Source organism: Mesorhizobium sp. M7A.F.Ca.CA.001.04.2.1 (assembly GCF_003998485.1).
In the GTDB taxonomy this organism is placed as follows: domain Bacteria; phylum Pseudomonadota; class Alphaproteobacteria; order Rhizobiales; family Rhizobiaceae; genus Mesorhizobium; species Mesorhizobium ciceri.
In genome coordinates this window covers 1-19,478 of record NZ_RZQT01000108.1, presented here as the reverse complement: position 1 = coordinate 19,478, position 19,478 = coordinate 1, and the positions used below count along the sequence as shown (strand labels likewise).

The window sequence follows — 19,478 nt, the reverse complement described above, 5'->3', positions numbered from 1 at the left end:
CCCATACACTTGGCTAAGTCCCAATCCGGTACCCTTGCCGACTCCCTTTGTGGTGAAGAACGGATCGAAGGCTCTTGCCAGCACGTCCGCAGTCATGCCCGTTCCGGAATCGGTGACCGCTATCATCACATACTGGCCCGAGGAGATCGCGTTTTCTCTCGCATACCGATCGTCAATATGGGCGTTAGACGTTTCAATCGTGAGCTTTCCGCCGCCGGGCATGGCATCGCGTGCGTTGACGCAAAGGTTGAGCAATGCGCTTTCCAATTGCCCTGCATCGGCCTCCACATGCCACAGCCCAGCGGCGAGCACCGTCTCGATTGCTATGGTCTCTCCAAGCGTTCGGCTCAGCAGTTCGCTCATGCCGGAGACGAGTCGATTAGGATTCAGGCGCGTCGGTGCCAAGGGCTGCTGGCGAGAGAAGGCAAGCAGCCGCTTGGTAAGTTCCGCAGCGCGTTGTGCCCCATCGATTGCACCGGTGACGAAGTGGTTCACGTTCGTGTCGCCGTTTCGGAGCTTGCGCTGCACGAGATTCAAACCGCCAATGATGACAGCCAGCATATTGTTGAAGTCGTGGGCGATGCCACCGGTAAGCTGTCCCACGGCCTCCATCTTCTGCGCCTGGCGCAGGTGCTCTTCTGCTCGGACGCGTTCGGCAACTTCCTCAGCCACACGCTGCTCAAGAGTGGCGTTGAGCGTCTGCAGCGCTTTGAACAGTCGGGAGTTGTCGATTGCCGTGGCGGCATGACCGGCCAGCCCCAGCAAGGCTGTCTCATGCTCTGCGGCAAAGACACCGCAACCGGAATGTCCGAAGAACAGCCCACCCAGCACTTCGCCCGATCGCGAAATGACCGGCACGGCAAGATAGGATCGCACGGGAAGATGGCCTTCCGGCATTCCCTTCCTCGGCGAATTTTTTCCATAGCGCACATCCATGAGGATATCATCGGAACGCACCACGCCCGTCCCGCGAAAAGTAGGCTCGAACACGGCCGTGTTGCGTGGCATGGGAAAATTTTCGAAAGCGGAGCGTGGCGCTCCCGACAGGGCGTAGAGCACATAGCTGTCCCCCTTGTCATCGAGGACATTGTAGAAAAAAGCTCCGAATTGCGCGCCTGACAGCGCGACGCCAGCGTCGGTGACAATCTGGACAATGCGCTCCACGTCCAGCTCGGCTGCCACGGCGGCGGCAGTCGCATTCATCATCTGAAGCTGGTTCTCCACCCGCTTTCGCGCGGTAATATCCATGACGGTGCCGATGAAACGCACCGCGCGTCCGGACCGGAAAAGAGATTCGCCCGTTGCAGCTATCCAACGCTCCTTTCCGTCGCGCAGCCCGATCGTCCGATATTCGATGTCGTAGCGGGAAGACTCGCCCGGCGCGAGCGCCCGGCGTACGGCCTCATCCGCCCGTTCACGGTCTTCTGGATGGAGACCGGCCAGGAACGCGCTCTCATATGTCACCTCCGCCTCAGGTGGCAGACCGAAGAGAGCTTTGCATCGGTCGTCCCAACGCAGCACCCTTGTGATGGGATCATAGTCCCACGTTCCGATAGCGGCTGCATCGGTCGCTAGCCTTAGCCGCTCCTCGCTCGCTCGGGCAGCCTGTTCCGAGCGGACGCGCTCGATGTGAGCCCATGACCGCTCTGTCACCTCCGCCAGCAAGGACAGTTCGCGCTGCGACCAGACGCGGCGCTGCGTGTCGTGAACGGCCATTAGCGCAGCCAGCCGGCCTTGCTTGACCAAGGGCATGCAGATCGTTGCCGTTATGCCGATATCCTGAAAGGTCTTTGCTTCCTCGGGCGCAATTTCCTCGAGATTGTTGTTGATGACGAGCGGCCGATTGGCGGTCAGATTGCCAACAGCGAGGCGACCGAAATCGGCAAGACTGTAGTATCCCCTGATGCTAGGCGAGCCAGGAGCGCTCCAGTCGCCGCGAATGGTGAAGTGGTCCTGGTCCGGCTCCATGTCAGCGTAGGCGCAAATCGAAACGCCTAGATGTTCGCCAAGTAGACGGGTGGTGACCTCCATGACAGCGTCGGCATCTGTCGCCGGGGATATCTCTCTGCCGAGGCGATCCAGAAAGGCCAGGCGCTCGGCATTTTCACGCAGGGCCTTCTCCGCACGAAGCCGTTCAATTGCGGTGCGCGTCCGGTCAGCCACTTCCGAAACCAGAGCAACCTCGGCCGGCGTCCAGTGTCTTGGCTCGGAGTGATTGAGGTACAATAACGCAACCAACCCGCCGCGCTCCGTAACCGGCATGTTGATGACGGATTGGGCGCTGATTGCTTTGAGAGCCTCGGCATGGTCGTGGGTTCGCGGGTCTGTCTCGGCATTCTCGAAGACGACCGTCTCGCCTCGTTTCAAATCATCGACATAGGAGCCGTAGTCCCTGAAGTTCAGAGTTCCGGCCAGACTTCGGATTCCCGGCGCGTTCCAGTCTCTGTCGATGACTATCGTTTCTTTCTCGAGATCGATCGTGCCATATCCGGCTCGACTGATGCCAAAATGCTTCCCAAGCAATTCCGCTGCCGCAAATGCCAGTTCGGCAGGATCATCGATCTCCCGAATCCTGTCACCCAACCCCGCCAGAAGCTGGAAGCGCTGCACTTCAGACGAACGTTCGCGTGACGTGACTCCCATTTCGCCCCCGGTTGGTCGGACTAGATAATGCCGTCAGTCGCGAAGAGTTCCAGGCGCCGGACAACAGGTCGGAGCTAGGCCGCCGACGCATTGCGAAGAAACTTGCGTCACGACAGCCAAGGACAACTCCGTATGCGCCCTCAACGGGCGAACGACGCGCCGTGCATCATAGTTTAATGACACCTGCTGGGCTGTGCCGCATAAAGCCATTGTCAGCGGCTGTGTAACGGGCGCCGCTGCTGGGAGCAATCCCACTGTAGCCGAATAGGAGCGCCTGATGCTTAGCCGACCAACCCGCACGAATACGGAAGCTCTCTACCCCAGTGACCTGAACATCCTTCGCGACGCGTTCGACGCGCTGTGCCAGGAATTTGCTATCTTGCCCGACACGGCGGCGGCCAACGCCGTAGCGAGAGAGCTGATCAGGTTGTTTGAAACAGGAATGACGGAAGCGGCCACACTGATGATCGCCGTGCGCGCACGTTGGCAAGGCGACTGGGAGATGGGAGGCAGCAATGCTGCCTGAGGTTTGATGATCAAGCGCAATCAACCCGCTGCATCCTTTTCGACACCGCCGCGTTGAGCGTCAAACCTGCCAGAAATGTCCGATGCGCTGGCACAATGACTGGAGCGACCGATGCCGAAATTTCGCTTCGAGTTTATCGAAGGCATGGCCCAGCCTGCAATCTTTGCCGATATGGCTGATCGAGATGAGGCTGTCAGAGAGGCGAAGCGTGCAGCCAAGGAGGCCATGCTCGACGGAATTGTCGATGGCGTGGACCCGACCAGTTGGGTGACGAAGGTTTACGACGAAGCAGGCTATCTCGTCGCCACTATCGGATTCCAGGATCTGGTCGCCGCGCCCAGGGATACCGAAGAGTTCAAGGAAACAGAGGAGCCAGGCGTCTTGCGATCGGGTTGAAGCCGGTTTCTCCGCTGTCGCCCTCGAGCCAGATGTTGCGGCCGCCGGGCAGATCACGCCGTGAACCCGAAAAAGGACCGTTTTCTGGCTGGTGCGGACAGCCTTTTTGTTTAATCTCCGAAAGACGCGCAGAGGCTGCAACACGGCTTCAGCCCACCTCGACGCTCTCGAGACGGGCGCGCGGGAGTTGAGATGCGATGCATAGAGACGCCTTCACCCCATCAGAACTTGCCCTGCTCAGTCGCGTCTTCGCACGCAGCAAAATCAAAAACGAAACCGCAACCGAGAAGGAGCGGCGCGCATCACGTATTCTGGCTTACTACCAGGCTGGGGTAACGGATGAGGATGAGCTAGAACTGCTTTCTCGCCAACCGCTCGGAAGGTGACGATTAGTCTTCCTTCTTCAGAGCTTCCGCCTCGTCTTTGAGCTTCGGCCAATCGGCGCCATGCCTGCGAAGCAGCGTTCGTGCCTGCTTGGGGTCAATTTCCGTGAGCTCGACCAGATGTTCGACCTCAAGGTCCTGGCCTTTCGCAACCCGGCTTGCCTCGTTCGCTTTTCGTTGCATCTCGACGACCCTCTGCTGAGACAACATGAACGAGCGCTGAGAGTGCGCGTTCCAGAACTTCATACAAAAATCGCGACATCGATTAAATCAGTCGGATTGCGCCACTGAGGCGGGCATGCCCTTCTGCTGCGGCTTTCCGATTTGTCCAATGTGGAGAACCCGAGCTGGTCGCAAATGGCGGCGGCATCTTCGTGCGTCAGTCCGGCCACGCGGCATTCGGTTTCGTCGCCGCTCCGTTTGGTGTGCCGGCGTTCGGCAGCGTTCTGTCGCAGCAAGTCCTATCGCACGTTATCTCATCAGCTTGATCTGAAGCGAGATGCTCAGCCTCAGTATCCTGTCGCCGTTTTCGTTCCGCACTTCAACAAATACTTGCTGCCCGTCCACCTCGGTCAGTGCATCTTTCGTAAGGTCGATAAGGCCTTCGAAGCCCACGCGGCGCACCTCCTCCAGACCGGCACATTCGATGCCGATTTCGTCCTGGATGACCACATCGTGATCGCCACTATCAAAGAAAAATCGTGCCATCCGAAAGCTTCCGTCACCACTAAGCTGCGGGGTTCCTTTGGTGCAGGTAGGTCGTTTCGAAATCACCTGCACGAGTGAGGCCGGGCCAATCAAGAGCCTGCACCCTTGGGCCTGTGGTGGCGATGAGGCCTCTACGTCGAAGTTCCTGAAGCATTCGGTTGACGTGGACTGTAGACAAGCCCAATGCATCGCCAAGTGCTGCCTGGGTAATGGGAAGATCCGCGACGTGATCCTGGATGCGTCCAACCGAGCGCAAGCGAAAGATCAGTTCGCACAAGATGTGAGCCATGCGCGTATAGGCCTCTCGTCGTCCCACATTCGTTACCCATTCCCTGTAAATCGCTGCATCGATCAGCGTCGAGCGCCAAAAAGCCGTCGCGATTCGGGGATGCTGTTCGCAAATGGCTCGAAGAGCGTCATGTCGCATGAAGCCCAGTCTGGCTGCTGTCAGGGTCGTGAAATTGCAATCCATGACCGACAGATGCAGTCCATGCAGATCGGGAATGTCCCCAGCCACAAAGAAGGATGTAATCTGCCGTTTGCCATCGCCGGTAAGTTTGGTGGAACCGAGCAGGCCATCCAAAACCACGAACGAATTGACAGGGCGGTCACCCTCACGCACCAGGTCGTAATTGGCAAGAAAATCCTTCTCCTGAATTTGGATGTCTTTCAAAACATCAATATCGCCCTCTCGGAGATCCGAGATGCTCTGGAGCTTGCGGATAAGTACATCCGAGGATGAAGTGGGTGACAAAGTGGCTACCTAGCTGATGTTGGTTATCGAACTTGCATCCGCGTCAAAAGTTCCGGATAGCCGTAACGAGGCGCCGGACTGCTGGTCGGGAACTGGGAATTCAGGATGCCGAGGCAGGTCCTTGGCCGGGACTTCATTGCACGGGGCACAGGAGTGCTGCACACCCATAATCGAGCCCCTCGAGCAGCGCATTAACCTATGACATAGGCTGCGCTCGCAATGGTCGCTGCGACATCACATGAGGTGGTTGATCCGCCAAGGCCTGACGCTGCAACCTCACCTATGAGGGCCAGATGGCTCCGGCCAGGCATCAGGCAAAAGGCGTCTCACCTGAAGCGAGAAATCCGGCCTTGCAAATGGGCATCTCAACGAGCCCGCTTGAGGTGCGGCCGTGCAATGTCGCTACACGGTTGACGAGCGGCTATCTATTGGGGTCACTCATGGTTCATCAGGCGTCTCCAAAATCCGGCCTGGTGGGGAATGGAACTTTCTGCCGATCAGTGGGCTTTCGGATATGTCCTTCGGAAACGATGTGGAGAAATTGATGCGGAACCTTATACTGGCCTTCGCAGCACTTGCCCTACCCGCGTGCCAATCGGCTCCTGAACCGCTGCAATCCGCCGCTATCGAACCTGCTGCCATTCCCTCCCAATCCGCCTTGGATCCTGCCGTTGTTCCCCCCGGCCCGGCAATAATGGATCAATCCGTGGCAATCATTCCTCCTTCAAAGGGCGTTCCAACAAAGTACGCCGCTTTTTCGGGCAATTGGGTCGGGCGATTGGAAGGCACATATGAAGGTAAACTGTCTGTTCAATCTGTTTCTTCAAACGGAAAGGTGACCGTAACCTACGCATGGGGAATTCTGAGCGATGACAATCCGGGTGAGGCCGCGGGCGAAGGAAAAATTGTAGGGAATACGTTGAAGCTGGGGCGCCTCCCGAATGGCGCGGACGTCAGTTTTAGGATGATGCCCGACGGCACGCTGTCCGCAACCCATACGCTCGCCGGCCAGACCTATACGGGCATGTTCATCAGGCAGTGATCAAAGAAGATACGGCCGCGTTCCCGCGGTTTTTGATCCGAGCATCCCGCGCCCTTGGACCATCTCCCATAGCGGCCCTTGAAATGCCAGGCCCTGGCGTCATAGCCGCTACGTTCGAGGACCGTGGCGGCCCCGGACCGAAGCATTTCCTCAACATGGAGGTCAGGAGACCCGCCTGACCGCCCACGTCCCAAAACACACCACCGATGCCAATCCCCCATTAATTCTGAGGGGCTGCGGGGCGTTTCGGCGCGGCTTGCACGGGGTTCGCGCAGGTTCTGTTGGGACCCGGTTTGCGTACGTTATCGAAGGTGTGCGGTGTTGGTTCGCCCCAGGTGGACCTGCTTTGCACCGCCTGCGACAGTCCCGAGCGAATGGCGCTATCCTCGCTGCCGCGAATCGGACGCGGGCTTTTTTCGTGTTTCGTGAAACGAAAGGTCATTCCGCAAGTTGGCTTCCCAAAGGAGGAACCCAATGAAAAAGGATGGCGATGGCCGAGTCGAAAAGGGCAATCAGCAATTGCTTGCCCGACGTCTGTCTGAAGAAGTCGGTATTTCAGAGCCGGATGCGCGCGGTCTGATCAAGCTTATCGGCACGGATTGGAATTCGCTGCTTCGTGAAGCCCGATTTCTGAAAGAGAGGCACTAGAACGCTTCTGCCGGTCACATGATCTCGACTGAAAATATTATTGCTCTCGCGGCGGTAGTTTCTGGGCTCCGCCGGCTGTGAGCGAAGAACATGCTTCCGCCCCAACGGAGGGTGTCATGACTGCTCCCGCTACCACGCGCTTTCAGGCTGTTGAGCCGCGCACCTTATGGCTGGATCAGCTCATTGCCAGAACAGGACCGTCCAAGGGAACTGCTGCAGGTGGCGCCTGGGCCAGATGCCAAGGAAACATTGGCTGTTTCGAATAGTTGAGTTCTGCTGGGGTATTGTCACTGGCATCCGACGAAGGCTAGTGGGTCATACCTCGGCCGGGCCGCGCTATTGGTCCCTCCATGGCACGGCCTTCTTGGGAGAAGAGATTGACCCGTGGGTACGGGTTGGCTCACGCGCGACTGTGCCGCGTAGCGTCGCAGGCGGACCGAAGCGATGGCGCGATGAAGAGGCGCAGGCCAACCGCCGTTGATCTTCAGGCCGTAAGCCCGGCCCCACACCTCAAACGTTGAAGCCGTTCGCTCGGCATTCCACGCCGTGCGTGGTGCCCGTCAGAGGCGTGAGCCTTGACCGTGGGGTCATCTGCAGTGACTGGCAAAGGTAAGATCATTCGAGCCGGCGCCGTATCCCTCCATACAGCTTGCGGCTTGCTCAACTGCGACTGATTTATGCCGATCGTCGGCGCGTTGCGATGGCACCTCGCAGGAAGGGTCTGCGCGGATAACCGGCTCCAGATCGTGGGGGAAGTTCGGCGCATGGACAGGCAGTGCTTCGGCCGAATTGTCGCCCTTTTGAGCCATCGCTGGAAGGATTTCAGCGATCTCGACCAGGATTTCCTTGACCAGATGTCTCATCTGCGCGCCCGCCCTGCGGCCCCTTGCTATGGCGATCAAACTTGCTGACGTAGCCAATGTTCCCGCTTGAGCTGAATGGCGCGCGCTCTGCCGGCAAAGATCGACGGAGCGGCTTGACGCGACGGGCCGCGTCCCTCTCGCCTGCATGATCGATATTGGAAAGTCGAAATTTGAACGGACTGTTGCCTGCCTTCGTCGGAGCGTTGGATGATCCGATCACGGCATGTGCCTGACCCCCGACTTGCCGCGCGCAGCTTCTTCCCTGGCTGCTCTCTGCCTCTGACGGGGTCGACGGGAACAAAGGCTCGATCATCCGGTTTGGAACCATCCCGTTAAGCACAGGACGAAAGTGCAGCGTGGCGGATGAGATACGGCAGCCGGATTGCTCATGGCTGCTTCGATCTGCATTCGGCAGCCGAGACTGAGCCCAAATGCCTGCAGGAGACTTCGTATGAGCGAAGCACGACACAGCGAAGGCAATGAGGTGACTTCGATTGCGGGCACGTCGCCCTTCGCCAGTTTTTTCATGGCTGGCTTTGAGTGCTCGTCGCACCGGCGCAAGGACGGCGTCCGCCTCGATCTTATCCGTGCGACCTCGCACTATTTGCACGCCCTGGGCGACTACCGCGGTTGCGCCGAACTCGGTCTTCGTACCGTCCGCGACGGGTTGCGCTGGCACCTCATCGAAACCGCTCCTGGAAACTATGACTGGTCAAGCTGGACGCCGATGGTCGAAGCAGCGCAATCGGCAGGTGTCCAGGTCATCTGGGACATCTTCCACTACGGATGTCCAGACCACGTTGATCAAGGGTCGATGCATTTCATCGATGCCTATGCCTCGTTCGCTGCAGAAGCTGTGAGGGTTCATCGTTCAATCGCCGGTACAGCGCCTTTGTTGTGCCCGATCAACGAAATCTCGTTTTTCGCCTGGGCTGTTGAGGTTGGCTATTTCCCGCGCGTTGGCCCGAAGAAGCGGGGATGGTTCAAGAGGCACCTCGTGAGAGCTGCAATAGCTGGCGTTCGCGCGATGCGCGAGGTCGATCCCGCTTGCAGATTTGTCTGGGCCGAGCCGCTTATCCACATTGCCCCTCGCGACCGAACGCGGACCGAACGGCGTCGGGCCGAAAATGCCCGTCTCGGACAGTTCGAAGCTTACGACATGCTGCTGGGCCGGGCAGAGCCTGAGTTGGGGGGCAGCGACGATGTTGTCGATGTCGTTGGCCTGAATTTCTACCCGCACAATCAGTGGTACCTCAACGGGCCGACGATTCCCATGGGGCACCACGAGTACCGTGCCCTATCCGAGATGCTGATCGAGGTCGCGCATCGATATGGCAAGTCGATGTTCATCGCCGAGACCGGCTCCGAGGGATCAGGCGGGGCGGCGTGGCTCCATTATGTCTGCGACGAGGTGCGTGCCGCAATTGACCTCGAAGCGCCGATCGAAGGTATTTGCCTATACCCGATAACCGCCTATCCGGGCTGGGACAATTCGCGGCATGCGGAGGTGGGATTGTTTTCGGTCGTCCAGGCGGACGGCAGTCGGCACGTCCGCAAGCCCATCGCGGAGGAATTGGCCCGCCAGCGAGCTTTGTTCGCGGCGAACCTGACGCGTTAATACATGAGCGGCACGAGGGATGTTGCGAGCGCCTGTCGGCGCCGCCTTGCCACGCTCGATGCTCCCAGGTACGTCCGGGTGGGCGAGCTACAGCGCCCCTTCGGCCAACGACGCCTTCCCCGCGCTCGCCCATTCCGGGACGCTCTTCTGGATGCGGGCGAAGGTTGCCAGGGCCTGCCCGACCACCTGATCCATGTTGTAGTAGCGGTAGGTTGCCAGTCGACCGACAAACCACACGTCGGGACAGGTTGCGCCAAGCGCTTCGTAGCGCTTGAAGAGCTCTTCGTTTTCGGCCCGCGGCACCGGATAGTACGGGTCCCCGATATCGGTGGGATATTCGTAGGTCAGACTGGTCCGCGCGTTCTGCTGGCCGGTCAGATGTTTGTACTCGGTGATGCGGGTGTAATCTTCCGTCTGGGGATAGTTGACGACGGCAACCGGCTGAAACTGCTCTTGGTCGAGGGTGACGTGCTCGAAGCGGAGCGAACGATAAGGAAGACGCCCCAGCTGCCAGCCGAAGTACTCGTCGATCGGGCCGGTATAGATCAGGCGGTTGAACGGTATCTCGTCACGAATTTCGCGGAAGTCGGTCTGCAGCATGATCTTGATGTTCGGATGGTCGAGCATGCGCTCGAACATCCTCGTGTATCCGCCGGCAGGCATCTTCTGGAAGCTGTCGCTGAAATATCGGTCATCGCGGTTGGTCCTGGTCGGCACTCGTGCCGTCACCGATTTGCTCAGCTGGTTCGGATCGACGCCCCATTGCTTTCTGGTGTAGCCACGGAAGAATTTTTCGTAGAGTTCGCGTCCCACGGTGCTGACGACAACATCCTCGGCCGTTCGCACGTCCTCTACCGTTTCGCGTCGCGACGCGAAGAACTCCTCCAACTGTGCAGAATTCAGTTCGAGGCCATAAAGGCGGTTTATCGTGTCGAGATTGATCGGGATGGGGAGCAGTATCCCATCCACCGCCGCCAGAACCCTATGCTCGTATGTGCGCCATTGGGTGAACTGCGAGAGGTAGTCCACGATCGACTGGCTGTTGGTGTGAAAAATATGTGGCCCATAGCGGTGGATGAGGATGCCGGCTTCATTATAGCAATCATAGGCGTTGCCGCCGACATGGCTGCGGCGATCGACCAAGAGAACGCTTTCATGACGCTGCGAGGCTATTCTTTCGGCAAGCACGCTGCCGGCAAACCCCGCGCCGACGATCAGCCAATCGAACATGGCTATGCGCTCCTGCGCAACGGGACGACCTTCTTGCGTCGGTAGGCGCCCTCAATGTGAGCGGCCATGGCCGTCCATGTTCTTTCCCACGACATGTCAGCCAGATAGGCATCGACTTGCGGCAGCAGCATCTCACGCGGTCGCAAAAGCATGGAGCGCAGCTTGCTCTCCAAGTCGTCACTGTCGGCGATTTCCACCAGTCCAGCAGCGCCGTAGCTGCGCACGACGTCAACGATCGCCGTCGAGATTACGGGCAGGCCCGCAGCCAGGAACTCTGGCGTCTTGGTTGGGCTGATGAACCGGGTCGCCTCGTTGAGTGCAAACGGCATCCAGCCGGCATCCCAATGGCGCAGATAATCGGGCAGGTCGCAGTAGGCCTTGGCACCCAACCAATGCAGGTTGTCGGCCTTCGGCAGGATTGCAGGATCGATTTTGACCACGGGGCCAATCATGACGAAATGCACGTCCGGCATCGTCCGCGCCGCTAGCGCCACGAGTCCGGCGTCCAGCCGCTCGTCGATGACGCCGAAATACCCCACCCTCGGGTGAGGAATGCCGGCCTGATCGGCTGGGTCCTTTCCTGGCAGCCTTGCCTTGTGAAAGTGTTTCACGTCGATGCTGCTCGGAAAGGGGTAAATAGCCTGATGCAGGCGGCGCTTGGTCTCGAACAGGCTCAGGCCACCGGTGAAAACGAGATCGGCGCGGCGCAGAAGTGCCTTTTCCATCTGCGCCAGTTCGGGCGGCGCATTCTTGAAAGCGGAGAGTTCGTCCATGCAGTCGTAGACGCATATGTCTGGGTCAAGAAACTCCGTGAAGCGGAGAGCCATCGGCGTGTAATACCAGGCGATCAGCCGGCTGTGCGGCATAGAAGCTATGATCTGCTGAACAAACCTCCGCTGCACGGCATCTGATTTCGCGGCCGACGCGCCGAGCGGCAGCACTGGTGTCACGATCAGGATGTTTGGCGATGCCTCGCTCGTCCGCATCTGCGGCTGTGGCAGTTCTTCGAAAACAGGCTCCTCAAAGTAGACCACTCTCTGCTGCTCGGATGCGAGGGTGAGGATATGCTGCGGCCGTTGATGAACGAAATTCCATCGCAAGTGGGAGAAGCAAACCAGTAGATTTTCCCTGCCAGTGTGTTTACTGGCGGATACCCTGCCCAAGGCTGCTTCCATTGAGATGTTCCTTCCCGTAATCTTTAGTTTATGTTACGACTAACATTTGTTAAGCGCGGATCGAGGAGAAATAGACTTCGATGCCAGCTCCTAACTTTCCAGCGCGTGAGTTGTTCCAAGGTGAAGTGAAGAGCTCTCGGTCACCGCTCGGATCACGAATGCGACCATATTTCCGCGAAGCTGAGAACGCCCGCCGCGCATCGCCGGGCTTTGAAAGCGTGAGCGACGGGGGAATGTCGGTGGAGAACGGACCTGCCGTATTTGCGTTGAAGTCGCTGGCTATAAAATGCGCAGGACATCAAGTTGATTCGCCCGCATCGCTGGCGAGTCCGTGCCAGGCGAATTCCGGGGCTGATATGAAGATCGACTTTGCGACCAACGTTTTTCCGCTGTTTCATCCGCAAAGCGTGGATGACCTCAAGGACCCTTGCCCCGTCTTTGATGGCAGCCTGTGGCACGTCTTCGGCTCGAGCGGCACGGTGACCACCGAAACGTGGACGATACTGCACGCCACGGCGCCGGACCTTTATGGGCCGTGGACCGAGCATCAGTCGATCGAGCTTCCAATCAATGGGAGTGGTGTTGCGGCTCCGGGGGTCATCCACGAAAGCGGCGTCTTTCACATGTTCATCCAGACCGAGTTCATGAAGTCTGGCGGCCGCTGCGAGCATGCGGTTTCCAATGACGGGTTCCAGTGGGTGGTTCTTAGCCCCGCCATCCTCGCGATCCCGGACACGGAGGAAGATGGCATTTACGATCCGCATCCCGCACTTATTGGCGGCAAGCGCTACCTCGTCTATTCCGCCATGCCAAAATTCACCAGGGTGCCGCAGCCCGACATCTATCTCGCACGCAGCCAATCCGACTCATGGTTCGGTCCCTGGAAGCGGATCGGCAAGATCCTCGACCACAATGATGTGCCTCACCACAACACGAGAGAGGATCCCGACTATGAATGGGGCATTGAGGGCGCACAACTGGTCGAATTGCCGGACGGTCGCGTGCTTCTCAATGCCACTTGCTTTCTGCCCAATGGCCTTCGCGGGAACCGGCAACGCGTGTTTTTTGCCATCGCGGATAACGTTGCTGGACCTTACGTCTCGATCGGCCCGGTGCTGGAACCAGGCCAGCCGGGAGAGAACGGCCACTCGACAGTGATGATCGAAGGCAGCCAGCTTTCACTGTTTTATCAGAGCCGGGTCGCCACGACTGATCATCGGTGGCGCTACGGCTTGGCCAGATGTGACGTCGCTCTGCTTTCCAGGGTCGCGTGATCCGGTCGGCGCCACTCGTAGCGACTGCATCAACGAACTGGACGGCTCGCATTGCGAATAAGCGTCCGTGGCTCGAGACATTCCCGCGGAAAACTGCCGGAATTAAGTGTTCCTCGCACGGAACAATGCATCAGAGCTGAGGTTCGGCTGACTTCCAACCAGGAGTCAGCCATGTATTACACCGACAAGAAATTGCAGTACCCGGTTCGTGTGGAAACGCCCAATCCAGTCTTTGCCCGTGCCTTGCAGCAGGCCATCGGCGGAGTAGAAGGCGAGATCCGCGTGGCCTTGCAGTATTTCTTCCAGGCATGGGGATGCCGCGGGCCGGCCAAATACCGCGACCTGTTGTTGAACACGGCGACCGAGGAGCTCGGCCATATCGAAATGCTGGCGACTGCGGTCGCCCTCAATCTTGAGGGTGCACCACTTTCGCTGCAGGAGGACATCTCGTCGGACACGGTCGGCGGCTCGGTCCTCAACGGGATGAACTTCCGCCATATCTTGTCGACCGGCCTGGCCGCACTGCCTGAAAACGCCAACGGCGTTCCCTTCAATGCTTCGCATGTCTATGCCAGCGGCAATCTTGCCGCGGATATGGTCGCAAACGTCACCGCGGAAGGAAGCGGCCGCGTGCTTGCGACCCGCCTGTACAACATGACCAGCGATCCCGGCATGAAGGACATGCTGTCCTTCCTTATTGCGCGCGACACCATGCACCAACAGCAGTGGCTCGCGGCAATCGAAGATATGGGCGGACTGAACGCGTCTCTGCCGGTCCCCAACTCCTTCCCGCAGGAAAAGGAGCATCAGGACGTATCCTATGCCTTCATCAATTGCTTCGTCGAAGGTGTCGAACCAGCGCAGGGTCGTTGGAGCGAAGGACCGTCGATGGACGGCAAGGGCGAGTTCTCCCTGGTCGCCGGTTCGCCAATGGGCGAGGAGCCCATGCTGTCGCCGCCTCGGCCAAGTTCCGGCGCCCAGAGCGAGCAGATGATCGACAGGCGGGCAGCCGAATAGGCAAAGATAGCAATGCCGGAGGCAGCCGGCACTCGGCTGTCTCCTGCTAGCGGCTCCTGCGGAGTCGGGCGCACCCGGTGGTACCGAGCAACTGGCGCTCCGCACGAGGGATAGCGCGACCCATTGGTGACTGGTGCGTGCCTGACGAAGCTCTCCATTTCCGCTTCGACATAAATGCTTCACCTAGGGAACATCGCCGGCTCCGCGAAGTTGGACAGCCACGGAGGACGTGCACATGAACAGTGTCATCTATCTTATCGGCGTTATCGTTGTCGTGCTGGCGGTCCTCTCCTTCCTCGGTCTTCACTAGGTGGCCCCATGCAGCATGAAAACGATCAGGGCGGACAGCCCACCGATTTCGACAAGGCGAAAAGCGACGTTTCCGAAAGGCTTCGCCAGGAAAATGAGCGTGCCAGCGAGTTGCTTCACGACGCGCGTGACACGGTCACCCGCAAGGCTGGCGACTATGCATCTGAAGCCAGGGAGGTCATCTCCGACAAGGCGCAGGAAGCGCAGCGCGACATCGGATCGACTCTGGCGGCGCTGGGCGGCGCACTGCGCGCGGCCAGTGATCACCTGGCCAACAACGATGAAAGGAACGCATCGAAGTTCGCATTGGATGCTGCCGGTGGCTTGGAGCGGCTTTCATCGTCATTGAAACAGAAGCCGTTCGGCCAGGTCCTGGAGGACGTGCAGTCCTTTGGCCGGCAAAATCCCGGTGTCCTGCTTGCCGGATCGGTATTGGCCGGATTGGCTCTCGGGCGGTTCATCAAGGCCTCGCCGCCGGCGGGTCGAGAATTTCAGGATGCGCCGGGAGACCTCAAATCCCACACCGATCAGGCACAGGGTTGGTCCGCTGATCGGTCGCAGGATTCTGGCGTCGTCGGCGATGATGGGGCCATGCAGAGCACGGAGCAGGACAGATGAACACCCAGGACAACCCAAGCCTTGCCGGGCTGATCACCGACTTGGCCCAGAATGTCACCACTTTGGTGCAAACCGAGGCCAGGCTGTTTCGGGCCGAGCTTTCTGAAAAGCTTGCCAAAGCCGGAGCAGGTGCCGCGGAAGTTCTGGGCGGCGCGATCTGCTTGCTCGCCGCGCTAATGGTGTTGCTGCAGGCACTCGTTATTGCACTGACGCGGGCAGGACTTGGCGCGGGGTGGTCTTCCCTGCTGGTCGGCGTGGTCGTGGCGGCCCTCGGCATTATCCTGCTGCGGACCGGGACGGCCAGCATGGCGCCTTCGGAACTTACCCCCGACCGCACCCAGGAACAGCTCAAGCGCGACGCGAGCGTGATCAAGGAACAAGTGAGATGACTGAGAAATCCGCAGCCGAACTTGAACGCGAGGCCGAGGCAGCCCGTGCGCGGGTGATGGAGACCGCCGAATCCATTCGAGGCAGGATGACGCCGGGACAATTGCTGGATGAGTTCACCGGGCTGTTCTCGGGAGGGGAGAGTTCGGCCATGCTCGCCAACCTCAGAACGCAGGTCCGAGACAATCCTTTGCCGGTCACCATGGTGGGAGCGGGTCTGGCTTGGCTGATGTTCGGCAGTGGTACCGCAGACACCGCCCGCGGTTCGGCTGGCTACTCAATGCCCTCGGCGCCGGGACGACATGATGAACGGGAACGTGGAGGCTTGGGCAGCACGCTTTCCGATGCCGCCGCATCTCTGTCATCGGCTGCCACCAGCGTCGGCGATACCGTTTCCAGCGCGGCAAGCAGCGCCGCGGAGGGTTTGACGGGCAGCACGGCCACTGCAAGATCGGTGACCGGCGACATGGCGGCGAAAGCCGCCCGCTCCGCGCAAGATCTTTTGGAGAACCAGCCCTTGGCCATAGCGGCCGCGGGTCTCGCCATCGGCGCCGCCATAGGTGCAATGCTGCCCCACACCGCAACGGAGGATGAGCAGCTAGGCGCCTATGGCGACAAGCTTCGCGATACCGCCGAAACCATGCTCGACAGGGGTCTCGACGAGGCCAAGCAGGTCGCCGCCGAAGCCTATGGAACCATCAAGCAGGAAGCTGGCCGGCAACATATGGAAGCAGACACGATCGCCGATCAGCTCGGCGAGATCGTGAAGTCCACAGCAGACAAGACCGAGCACGCCGTGCGTGAACGGATTTCCGATCCATCTCAGCGTCAAACCTAGCTTGAATGGATCAACGATAGTCGGTCTCGTCAGAAGGGCCGGCGTTGTTGTTCAGACGATGAACCGCTCAATCATTTCAGAGCGTAGAGGTAGGCCGCGATATCGCGCGCCTGCTGCTCCGAAATTCGGGTCGATGGCATGGCCGTGCGCGGATTGATTTCCCTGGCAGATCGTATCCAGCGGATCAGGTTCTCTGGATTGTTGGCCAGCCCGCCGCCGATAAAGGTGCGGTCAGCAAGACTGGCGTCGAGGCGTGGACCGACCTGCCCTTGCGCGCCCGGCACGCCCGAAATCGTATGGCAGCCGGAACAACCATTCGCAGTCATGATCGGCATGGCGCGCGCAATGTCACCTCCCGTGGCCGCCTCCGCCTCGTGGCGGATGTGCGCCGCCTGATCGGACCACCAGGTCATTCCGGCCACGCCCGCAACGAGCAGCACCAGCGCGGCGCTGGCGCCGGCAAGCAGCTTAGACAAGCTCGTAGGCATGCGCAGCCTCCCCCCTTCCGCTCGCCTTGATCCACAGCGCGGCCAGCAGCAGCGCTGCGCCGCCATAGATCAGTCCAGCGGGAACCCACATCACCAGCCCGGCAAGTTGCTGGTCTTCCAGGGGGCTCAAATTCCATAGTGCCGCACCCACCGCGTTCTGCGGGTACCAGAGCCGCGGCGAGAGCAGCAGGAGCACGCCAAGCAGGCCAGTGTGCAGCGAGGTGACGAAAAGATGCATCACTGCGGTCCCATAGGCATGCTGGCGGCCGGGACGCGGCAAGAGTACCCACCAGAACAGCAGCCCTGTTCCGAAGAAGCTCGCGTGCTGTGCATAGTGCATCACGCCGCGTTCGAGCGCAGCCTCGAACAACGCCGGAAGGTGCCAGATCCATATGGCCAGGCCGTGGGCAATGGTCGCGCTGAGCGGTCGAGTTACGAAAGACCAAACCGCATTCAGCCATCTGCCGTGCCCGGCCATTCCAAGAATGCGCCGGACCCCGGCGGGAAATCCCCACATCAAGGCCGCAGCCGGGCTGGCGGAGACCAGCAGCGGCGCCGCCACGGCCATCAGCAGTTCATGCTCGATCATATGCGCCGCAAAGATCTGCTCACCGAGTGCATGAATCGGGCTGACCAACGCGGCCGTCAACACGCCCCATCCGGCCGTGAACAGCAGAGCCTGGCGCAGCCGCAGAGTCCTGCCGCGGCTGCTGCGCCGCCAAAGCCGGCCAGCTCCAACGACATATATCAGGGCAAGCACGGCAAGTGGCAGGGTGATGGGCAGCGCGAGCGTCCACCCGGCCTCGGGTGCGCCGGCGCCATAGCAGATGGAAGTAGAGAACAGCCCGTCCAGATTCATCGCAGGCACTCATCCAGGATCAGCGCCGCGCTGCCTTGCATGAGGATCACAAGCGCAAACAGCAAGGCCGACAGCATGCCGAGATTGGCGACGAAGCGCTCTGTGGCGCGCGTACGCTCCGGCTTGAATGCGGCACCGCCTCGCCGCTTCGCCCGCCACGACAGCGCCCCGCCGAGCAGCGACAACAAGACGAGCAGCAGCGCCACGGGAAGCACGACCGGCACCTGGCGATTGCATTGCCAGGGCACCAGCGCATAATTCAGCTGTGTCGAGACCGCCCACGCCAGCGGCCCTGACAGAAGACCACCCCAAGACGTTCCCAGGCGTAATGCACGCATCTCAGCCTAGCCTCGGCACCCAGTAGATGAGCAGATAGATCGGAATCCAGGTCAGGACCACGAAGTCCCAGTAGAAGACATTGTCGCCGACATCGCCGAAGCGACGGCCGCTATAGCCGTGGCGCGTGAACATCAGCACAGTCAGCACGATGGTGTCGCCGACATCGGTGATGAGATGGGTGGTGTGCAGCCCGAGCAGCACCCAGAGCATCGATCCATAGGCATTGGTGTCCCAATAGATGTTGAGGGCCGGGAATTCGAACCAGCGCACGACGAGCGGAGCGATGCCGAGCAGCGACATGACCATCAGCCCGATCCGCACCGGCACCATCGAACATTGCTTGGCATAGCGGTGGAGGATGTGGTTAGGCACAAGGCTGACGATGAACAAAATGGTGACGATCGTTCCGGGCCAATGGTTCGGGCGCGGTGCGCTGAGGGGCCAGTCTGGCCATGACTGCGCAAGGTAGAGATAAGCGCCGGCCGCCAGCGCGAAGCCCGTGCCTTCCAGCGCCATGAAACCCAGCGTGCCCCACCAGGTCGGGCTGCGCGGACCGTGCCCGAAGGTGGGCAGGCCAGAAAGATCGGCGGCGGCGCGCTGCTTCATTCCTCGTCCTCCGGATCGCCCTTGGGCCAGAACCATCCGATCAACGTGATGGCGATTGGCGCGGCGCCCCAGACGATCGCCCAGGGCGTGAAGATTGAATAGAGAAACGTGCCGCCGACGGCCAGCGCCGCTAAAAGCGGCCAGATCGAAGGGGCGGCCGATTTCTCGCGAATGTCGGGATGAGCTTCGGCCACGGTCGAGATGAGGAGTTCGCGCGCGTCGACGCGGAGCCCGGTCGCTACAGGGAGCGCCTCGCGCTCGGCCCAGAGCGGCTCGATATGAGTCACGATGGGAATGCGTGCGAAATTATAGCTCGGCGGCGGCGAGGATGTTGCCCACTCCAAGGTTCCTGCGTCCCACGGATTGTTGCCGGCCGAGGTGCCTTTCAACGCGCCATGCACAAGGTTGAAGGTGAACAGGACAAAGCTCAGGAAGAAGAGTAACGCCCCAGCCGAGATGAAAAGGTTGATGTTGCCCCAGCCAAGCTCGGCCGGATAGGTGTAGACACGTCGTGGCATGCCCCACAGGCCGACCAGATGCATCGGGAAAAAGGCTGCATTGAACCCGATGAAGGCCAGCCAGAAATGCCACCGCCCGAGGCGTTCGCTCATCATGCGGCCGGTGACCTTCGGGAACCAGAAATAAGCCGCGCCAAGCAGCGGGAACACCGAGCCGCCGATCAGCACGTAATGGAAATGAGCGACGACGAAATAGGTGTCGTGGACCTGAAGATCCAGTGGCACTGAGGCGAGCATCA

General features: G+C 60.0%; 22 protein-coding genes. 10 read left to right on the top strand and 12 right to left on the bottom strand.

Annotated features, from left to right (window positions below):
- Positions 1 to 2,643 (bottom strand): GAF domain-containing protein (locus tag EN955_RS26105; RefSeq protein WP_127223479.1); only part of this gene is annotated, 2,643 nt, incomplete at its 3' end.
- A gap of 277 nt (positions 2,644 to 2,920) precedes the next feature.
- On the opposite strand from EN955_RS26105, the gene EN955_RS26100 reads away from it, so the two are divergent.
- The gene (locus EN955_RS26100) at positions 2,921 to 3,169 is read left to right on the top strand and encodes a hypothetical protein (RefSeq protein WP_013525118.1); all 249 of its coding nucleotides are present in this window, start codon (positions 2,921 to 2,923) and stop codon (positions 3,167 to 3,169) included.
- Between the two features lie 111 nt (positions 3,170 to 3,280).
- Positions 3,281 to 3,565: a hypothetical protein gene (locus EN955_RS26095; RefSeq protein WP_013525119.1), complete on the top strand. Its 285-nt coding sequence runs from the start codon at positions 3,281 to 3,283 to the stop codon at positions 3,563 to 3,565.
- Between the two features lie 389 nt (positions 3,566 to 3,954).
- Here EN955_RS26095 and EN955_RS26085 read toward each other — a convergent pair whose 3' ends face one another.
- The 3 genes from EN955_RS26085 to EN955_RS26075 form a co-directional block, all read right to left on the bottom strand.
- On the bottom strand, positions 3,955 to 4,194 hold the full coding sequence (locus tag EN955_RS26085) for a hypothetical protein (RefSeq protein WP_032899472.1): 240 nt from the start codon (positions 4,192 to 4,194) through the stop codon (positions 3,955 to 3,957).
- A 225-nt stretch (positions 4,195 to 4,419) separates the two neighbouring features.
- Positions 4,420 to 4,656, bottom strand: a complete 237-nt coding sequence (locus tag EN955_RS26080; RefSeq protein WP_024504626.1) for a hypothetical protein — start codon at positions 4,654 to 4,656, stop codon at positions 4,420 to 4,422.
- 19 nt (positions 4,657 to 4,675) lie between these two features.
- Positions 4,676 to 5,410, bottom strand: a complete 735-nt coding sequence (locus EN955_RS26075) for a Crp/Fnr family transcriptional regulator (protein ID WP_013525123.1) — start codon at positions 5,408 to 5,410, stop codon at positions 4,676 to 4,678.
- A gap of 391 nt (positions 5,411 to 5,801) precedes the next feature.
- On the opposite strand from EN955_RS26075, the gene EN955_RS35575 reads away from it, so the two are divergent.
- Together EN955_RS35575 and EN955_RS26065 are read left to right on the top strand one after the other, a co-directional pair.
- On the top strand, positions 5,802 to 6,452 hold the full coding sequence (locus tag EN955_RS35575; RefSeq protein WP_245265378.1) for a hypothetical protein: 651 nt from the start codon (positions 5,802 to 5,804) through the stop codon (positions 6,450 to 6,452).
- A gap of 474 nt (positions 6,453 to 6,926) precedes the next feature.
- Positions 6,927 to 7,100 (top strand): hypothetical protein, encoded by a 174-nt coding sequence (locus EN955_RS26065; RefSeq protein WP_013525125.1) that lies wholly within the window; start codon positions 6,927 to 6,929, stop codon positions 7,098 to 7,100.
- Positions 7,101 to 7,687: 587 nt separating this feature from the next.
- Here the strand turns inward: EN955_RS26065 and EN955_RS26060 are convergent.
- Positions 7,688 to 7,963, bottom strand: a complete 276-nt coding sequence (locus EN955_RS26060) for a hypothetical protein (protein ID WP_081714367.1) — start codon at positions 7,961 to 7,963, stop codon at positions 7,688 to 7,690.
- 451 nt (positions 7,964 to 8,414) lie between these two features.
- On the opposite strand from EN955_RS26060, the gene EN955_RS26055 reads away from it, so the two are divergent.
- Entirely contained in the window at positions 8,415 to 9,581 is a 1,167-nt protein-coding gene (locus tag EN955_RS26055; protein WP_013525128.1) for a beta-glucosidase, read from the top strand.
- Between the two features lie 87 nt (positions 9,582 to 9,668).
- Here EN955_RS26055 and glf read toward each other — a convergent pair whose 3' ends face one another.
- Together glf and EN955_RS26045 are read right to left on the bottom strand one after the other, a co-directional pair.
- Positions 9,669 to 10,811, bottom strand: coding sequence for a UDP-galactopyranose mutase (gene glf / locus EN955_RS26050; RefSeq protein ID WP_024504623.1), 1,143 nt, complete (start codon positions 10,809 to 10,811; stop codon positions 9,669 to 9,671).
- A gap of 2 nt (positions 10,812 to 10,813) precedes the next feature.
- Positions 10,814 to 11,986 (bottom strand): glycosyltransferase, encoded by a 1,173-nt coding sequence (locus EN955_RS26045; RefSeq protein ID WP_024504622.1) that lies wholly within the window; start codon positions 11,984 to 11,986, stop codon positions 10,814 to 10,816.
- A gap of 158 nt (positions 11,987 to 12,144) precedes the next feature.
- Between EN955_RS26045 and EN955_RS26040 the strand changes: the two genes are divergently transcribed.
- From EN955_RS26040 to EN955_RS26020, 5 genes are all read left to right on the top strand, one after another.
- A complete protein-coding gene (locus EN955_RS26040; RefSeq protein WP_164752036.1) occupies positions 12,145 to 13,260 on the top strand; it encodes a hypothetical protein in 1,116 nt (371 codons plus the stop codon).
- 171 nt (positions 13,261 to 13,431) lie between these two features.
- A complete protein-coding gene (locus EN955_RS26035; protein ID WP_013525132.1) occupies positions 13,432 to 14,277 on the top strand; it encodes a manganese catalase family protein in 846 nt (281 codons plus the stop codon).
- 318 nt (positions 14,278 to 14,595) lie between these two features.
- Positions 14,596 to 15,204 carry a DUF1206 domain-containing protein gene (locus EN955_RS26030; protein ID WP_024504620.1) on the top strand — a complete coding sequence of 203 codons (609 nt, stop codon included), beginning with the start codon at positions 14,596 to 14,598 and terminating at the stop codon, positions 15,202 to 15,204.
- On the top strand, positions 15,201 to 15,593 hold the full coding sequence (locus tag EN955_RS26025) for a phage holin family protein (protein WP_013525134.1): 393 nt from the start codon (positions 15,201 to 15,203) through the stop codon (positions 15,591 to 15,593). The genes EN955_RS26030 and EN955_RS26025 overlap by 4 nt, the downstream gene beginning before the upstream one ends.
- A gap of 56 nt (positions 15,594 to 15,649) precedes the next feature.
- Positions 15,650 to 16,429 (top strand): hypothetical protein, encoded by a 780-nt coding sequence (locus tag EN955_RS26020; RefSeq protein ID WP_245265377.1) that lies wholly within the window; start codon positions 15,650 to 15,652, stop codon positions 16,427 to 16,429.
- Positions 16,430 to 16,500: 71 nt separating this feature from the next.
- On the opposite strand, the gene EN955_RS26015 is transcribed toward EN955_RS26020, so the two are convergent.
- The 5 genes from EN955_RS26015 to EN955_RS25995 form a co-directional block, all read right to left on the bottom strand.
- The gene (locus tag EN955_RS26015) at positions 16,501 to 16,917 is read right to left on the bottom strand and encodes a c-type cytochrome (RefSeq protein ID WP_024504618.1); all 417 of its coding nucleotides are present in this window, start codon (positions 16,915 to 16,917) and stop codon (positions 16,501 to 16,503) included.
- Entirely contained in the window at positions 16,898 to 17,776 is an 879-nt protein-coding gene (locus EN955_RS26010; protein WP_024504617.1) for a cytochrome c oxidase assembly protein, read from the bottom strand. Before EN955_RS26010 ends, EN955_RS26015 begins: the two co-directional genes overlap by 20 nt.
- Positions 17,773 to 18,114 (bottom strand): hypothetical protein, encoded by a 342-nt coding sequence (locus EN955_RS26005; protein WP_013525138.1) that lies wholly within the window; start codon positions 18,112 to 18,114, stop codon positions 17,773 to 17,775. The genes EN955_RS26010 and EN955_RS26005 overlap by 4 nt, the downstream gene beginning before the upstream one ends.
- Before the next feature lies 1 nt (position 18,115).
- The gene (locus EN955_RS26000; RefSeq protein ID WP_013525139.1) at positions 18,116 to 18,721 is read right to left on the bottom strand and encodes a cytochrome c oxidase subunit 3; all 606 of its coding nucleotides are present in this window, start codon (positions 18,719 to 18,721) and stop codon (positions 18,116 to 18,118) included.
- On the bottom strand, positions 18,718 to 19,478 hold a 761-nt coding region (locus tag EN955_RS25995; RefSeq protein ID WP_206523760.1), incomplete at its 5' end, for a cbb3-type cytochrome c oxidase subunit I. The genes EN955_RS25995 and EN955_RS26000, both read right to left, overlap by 4 nt.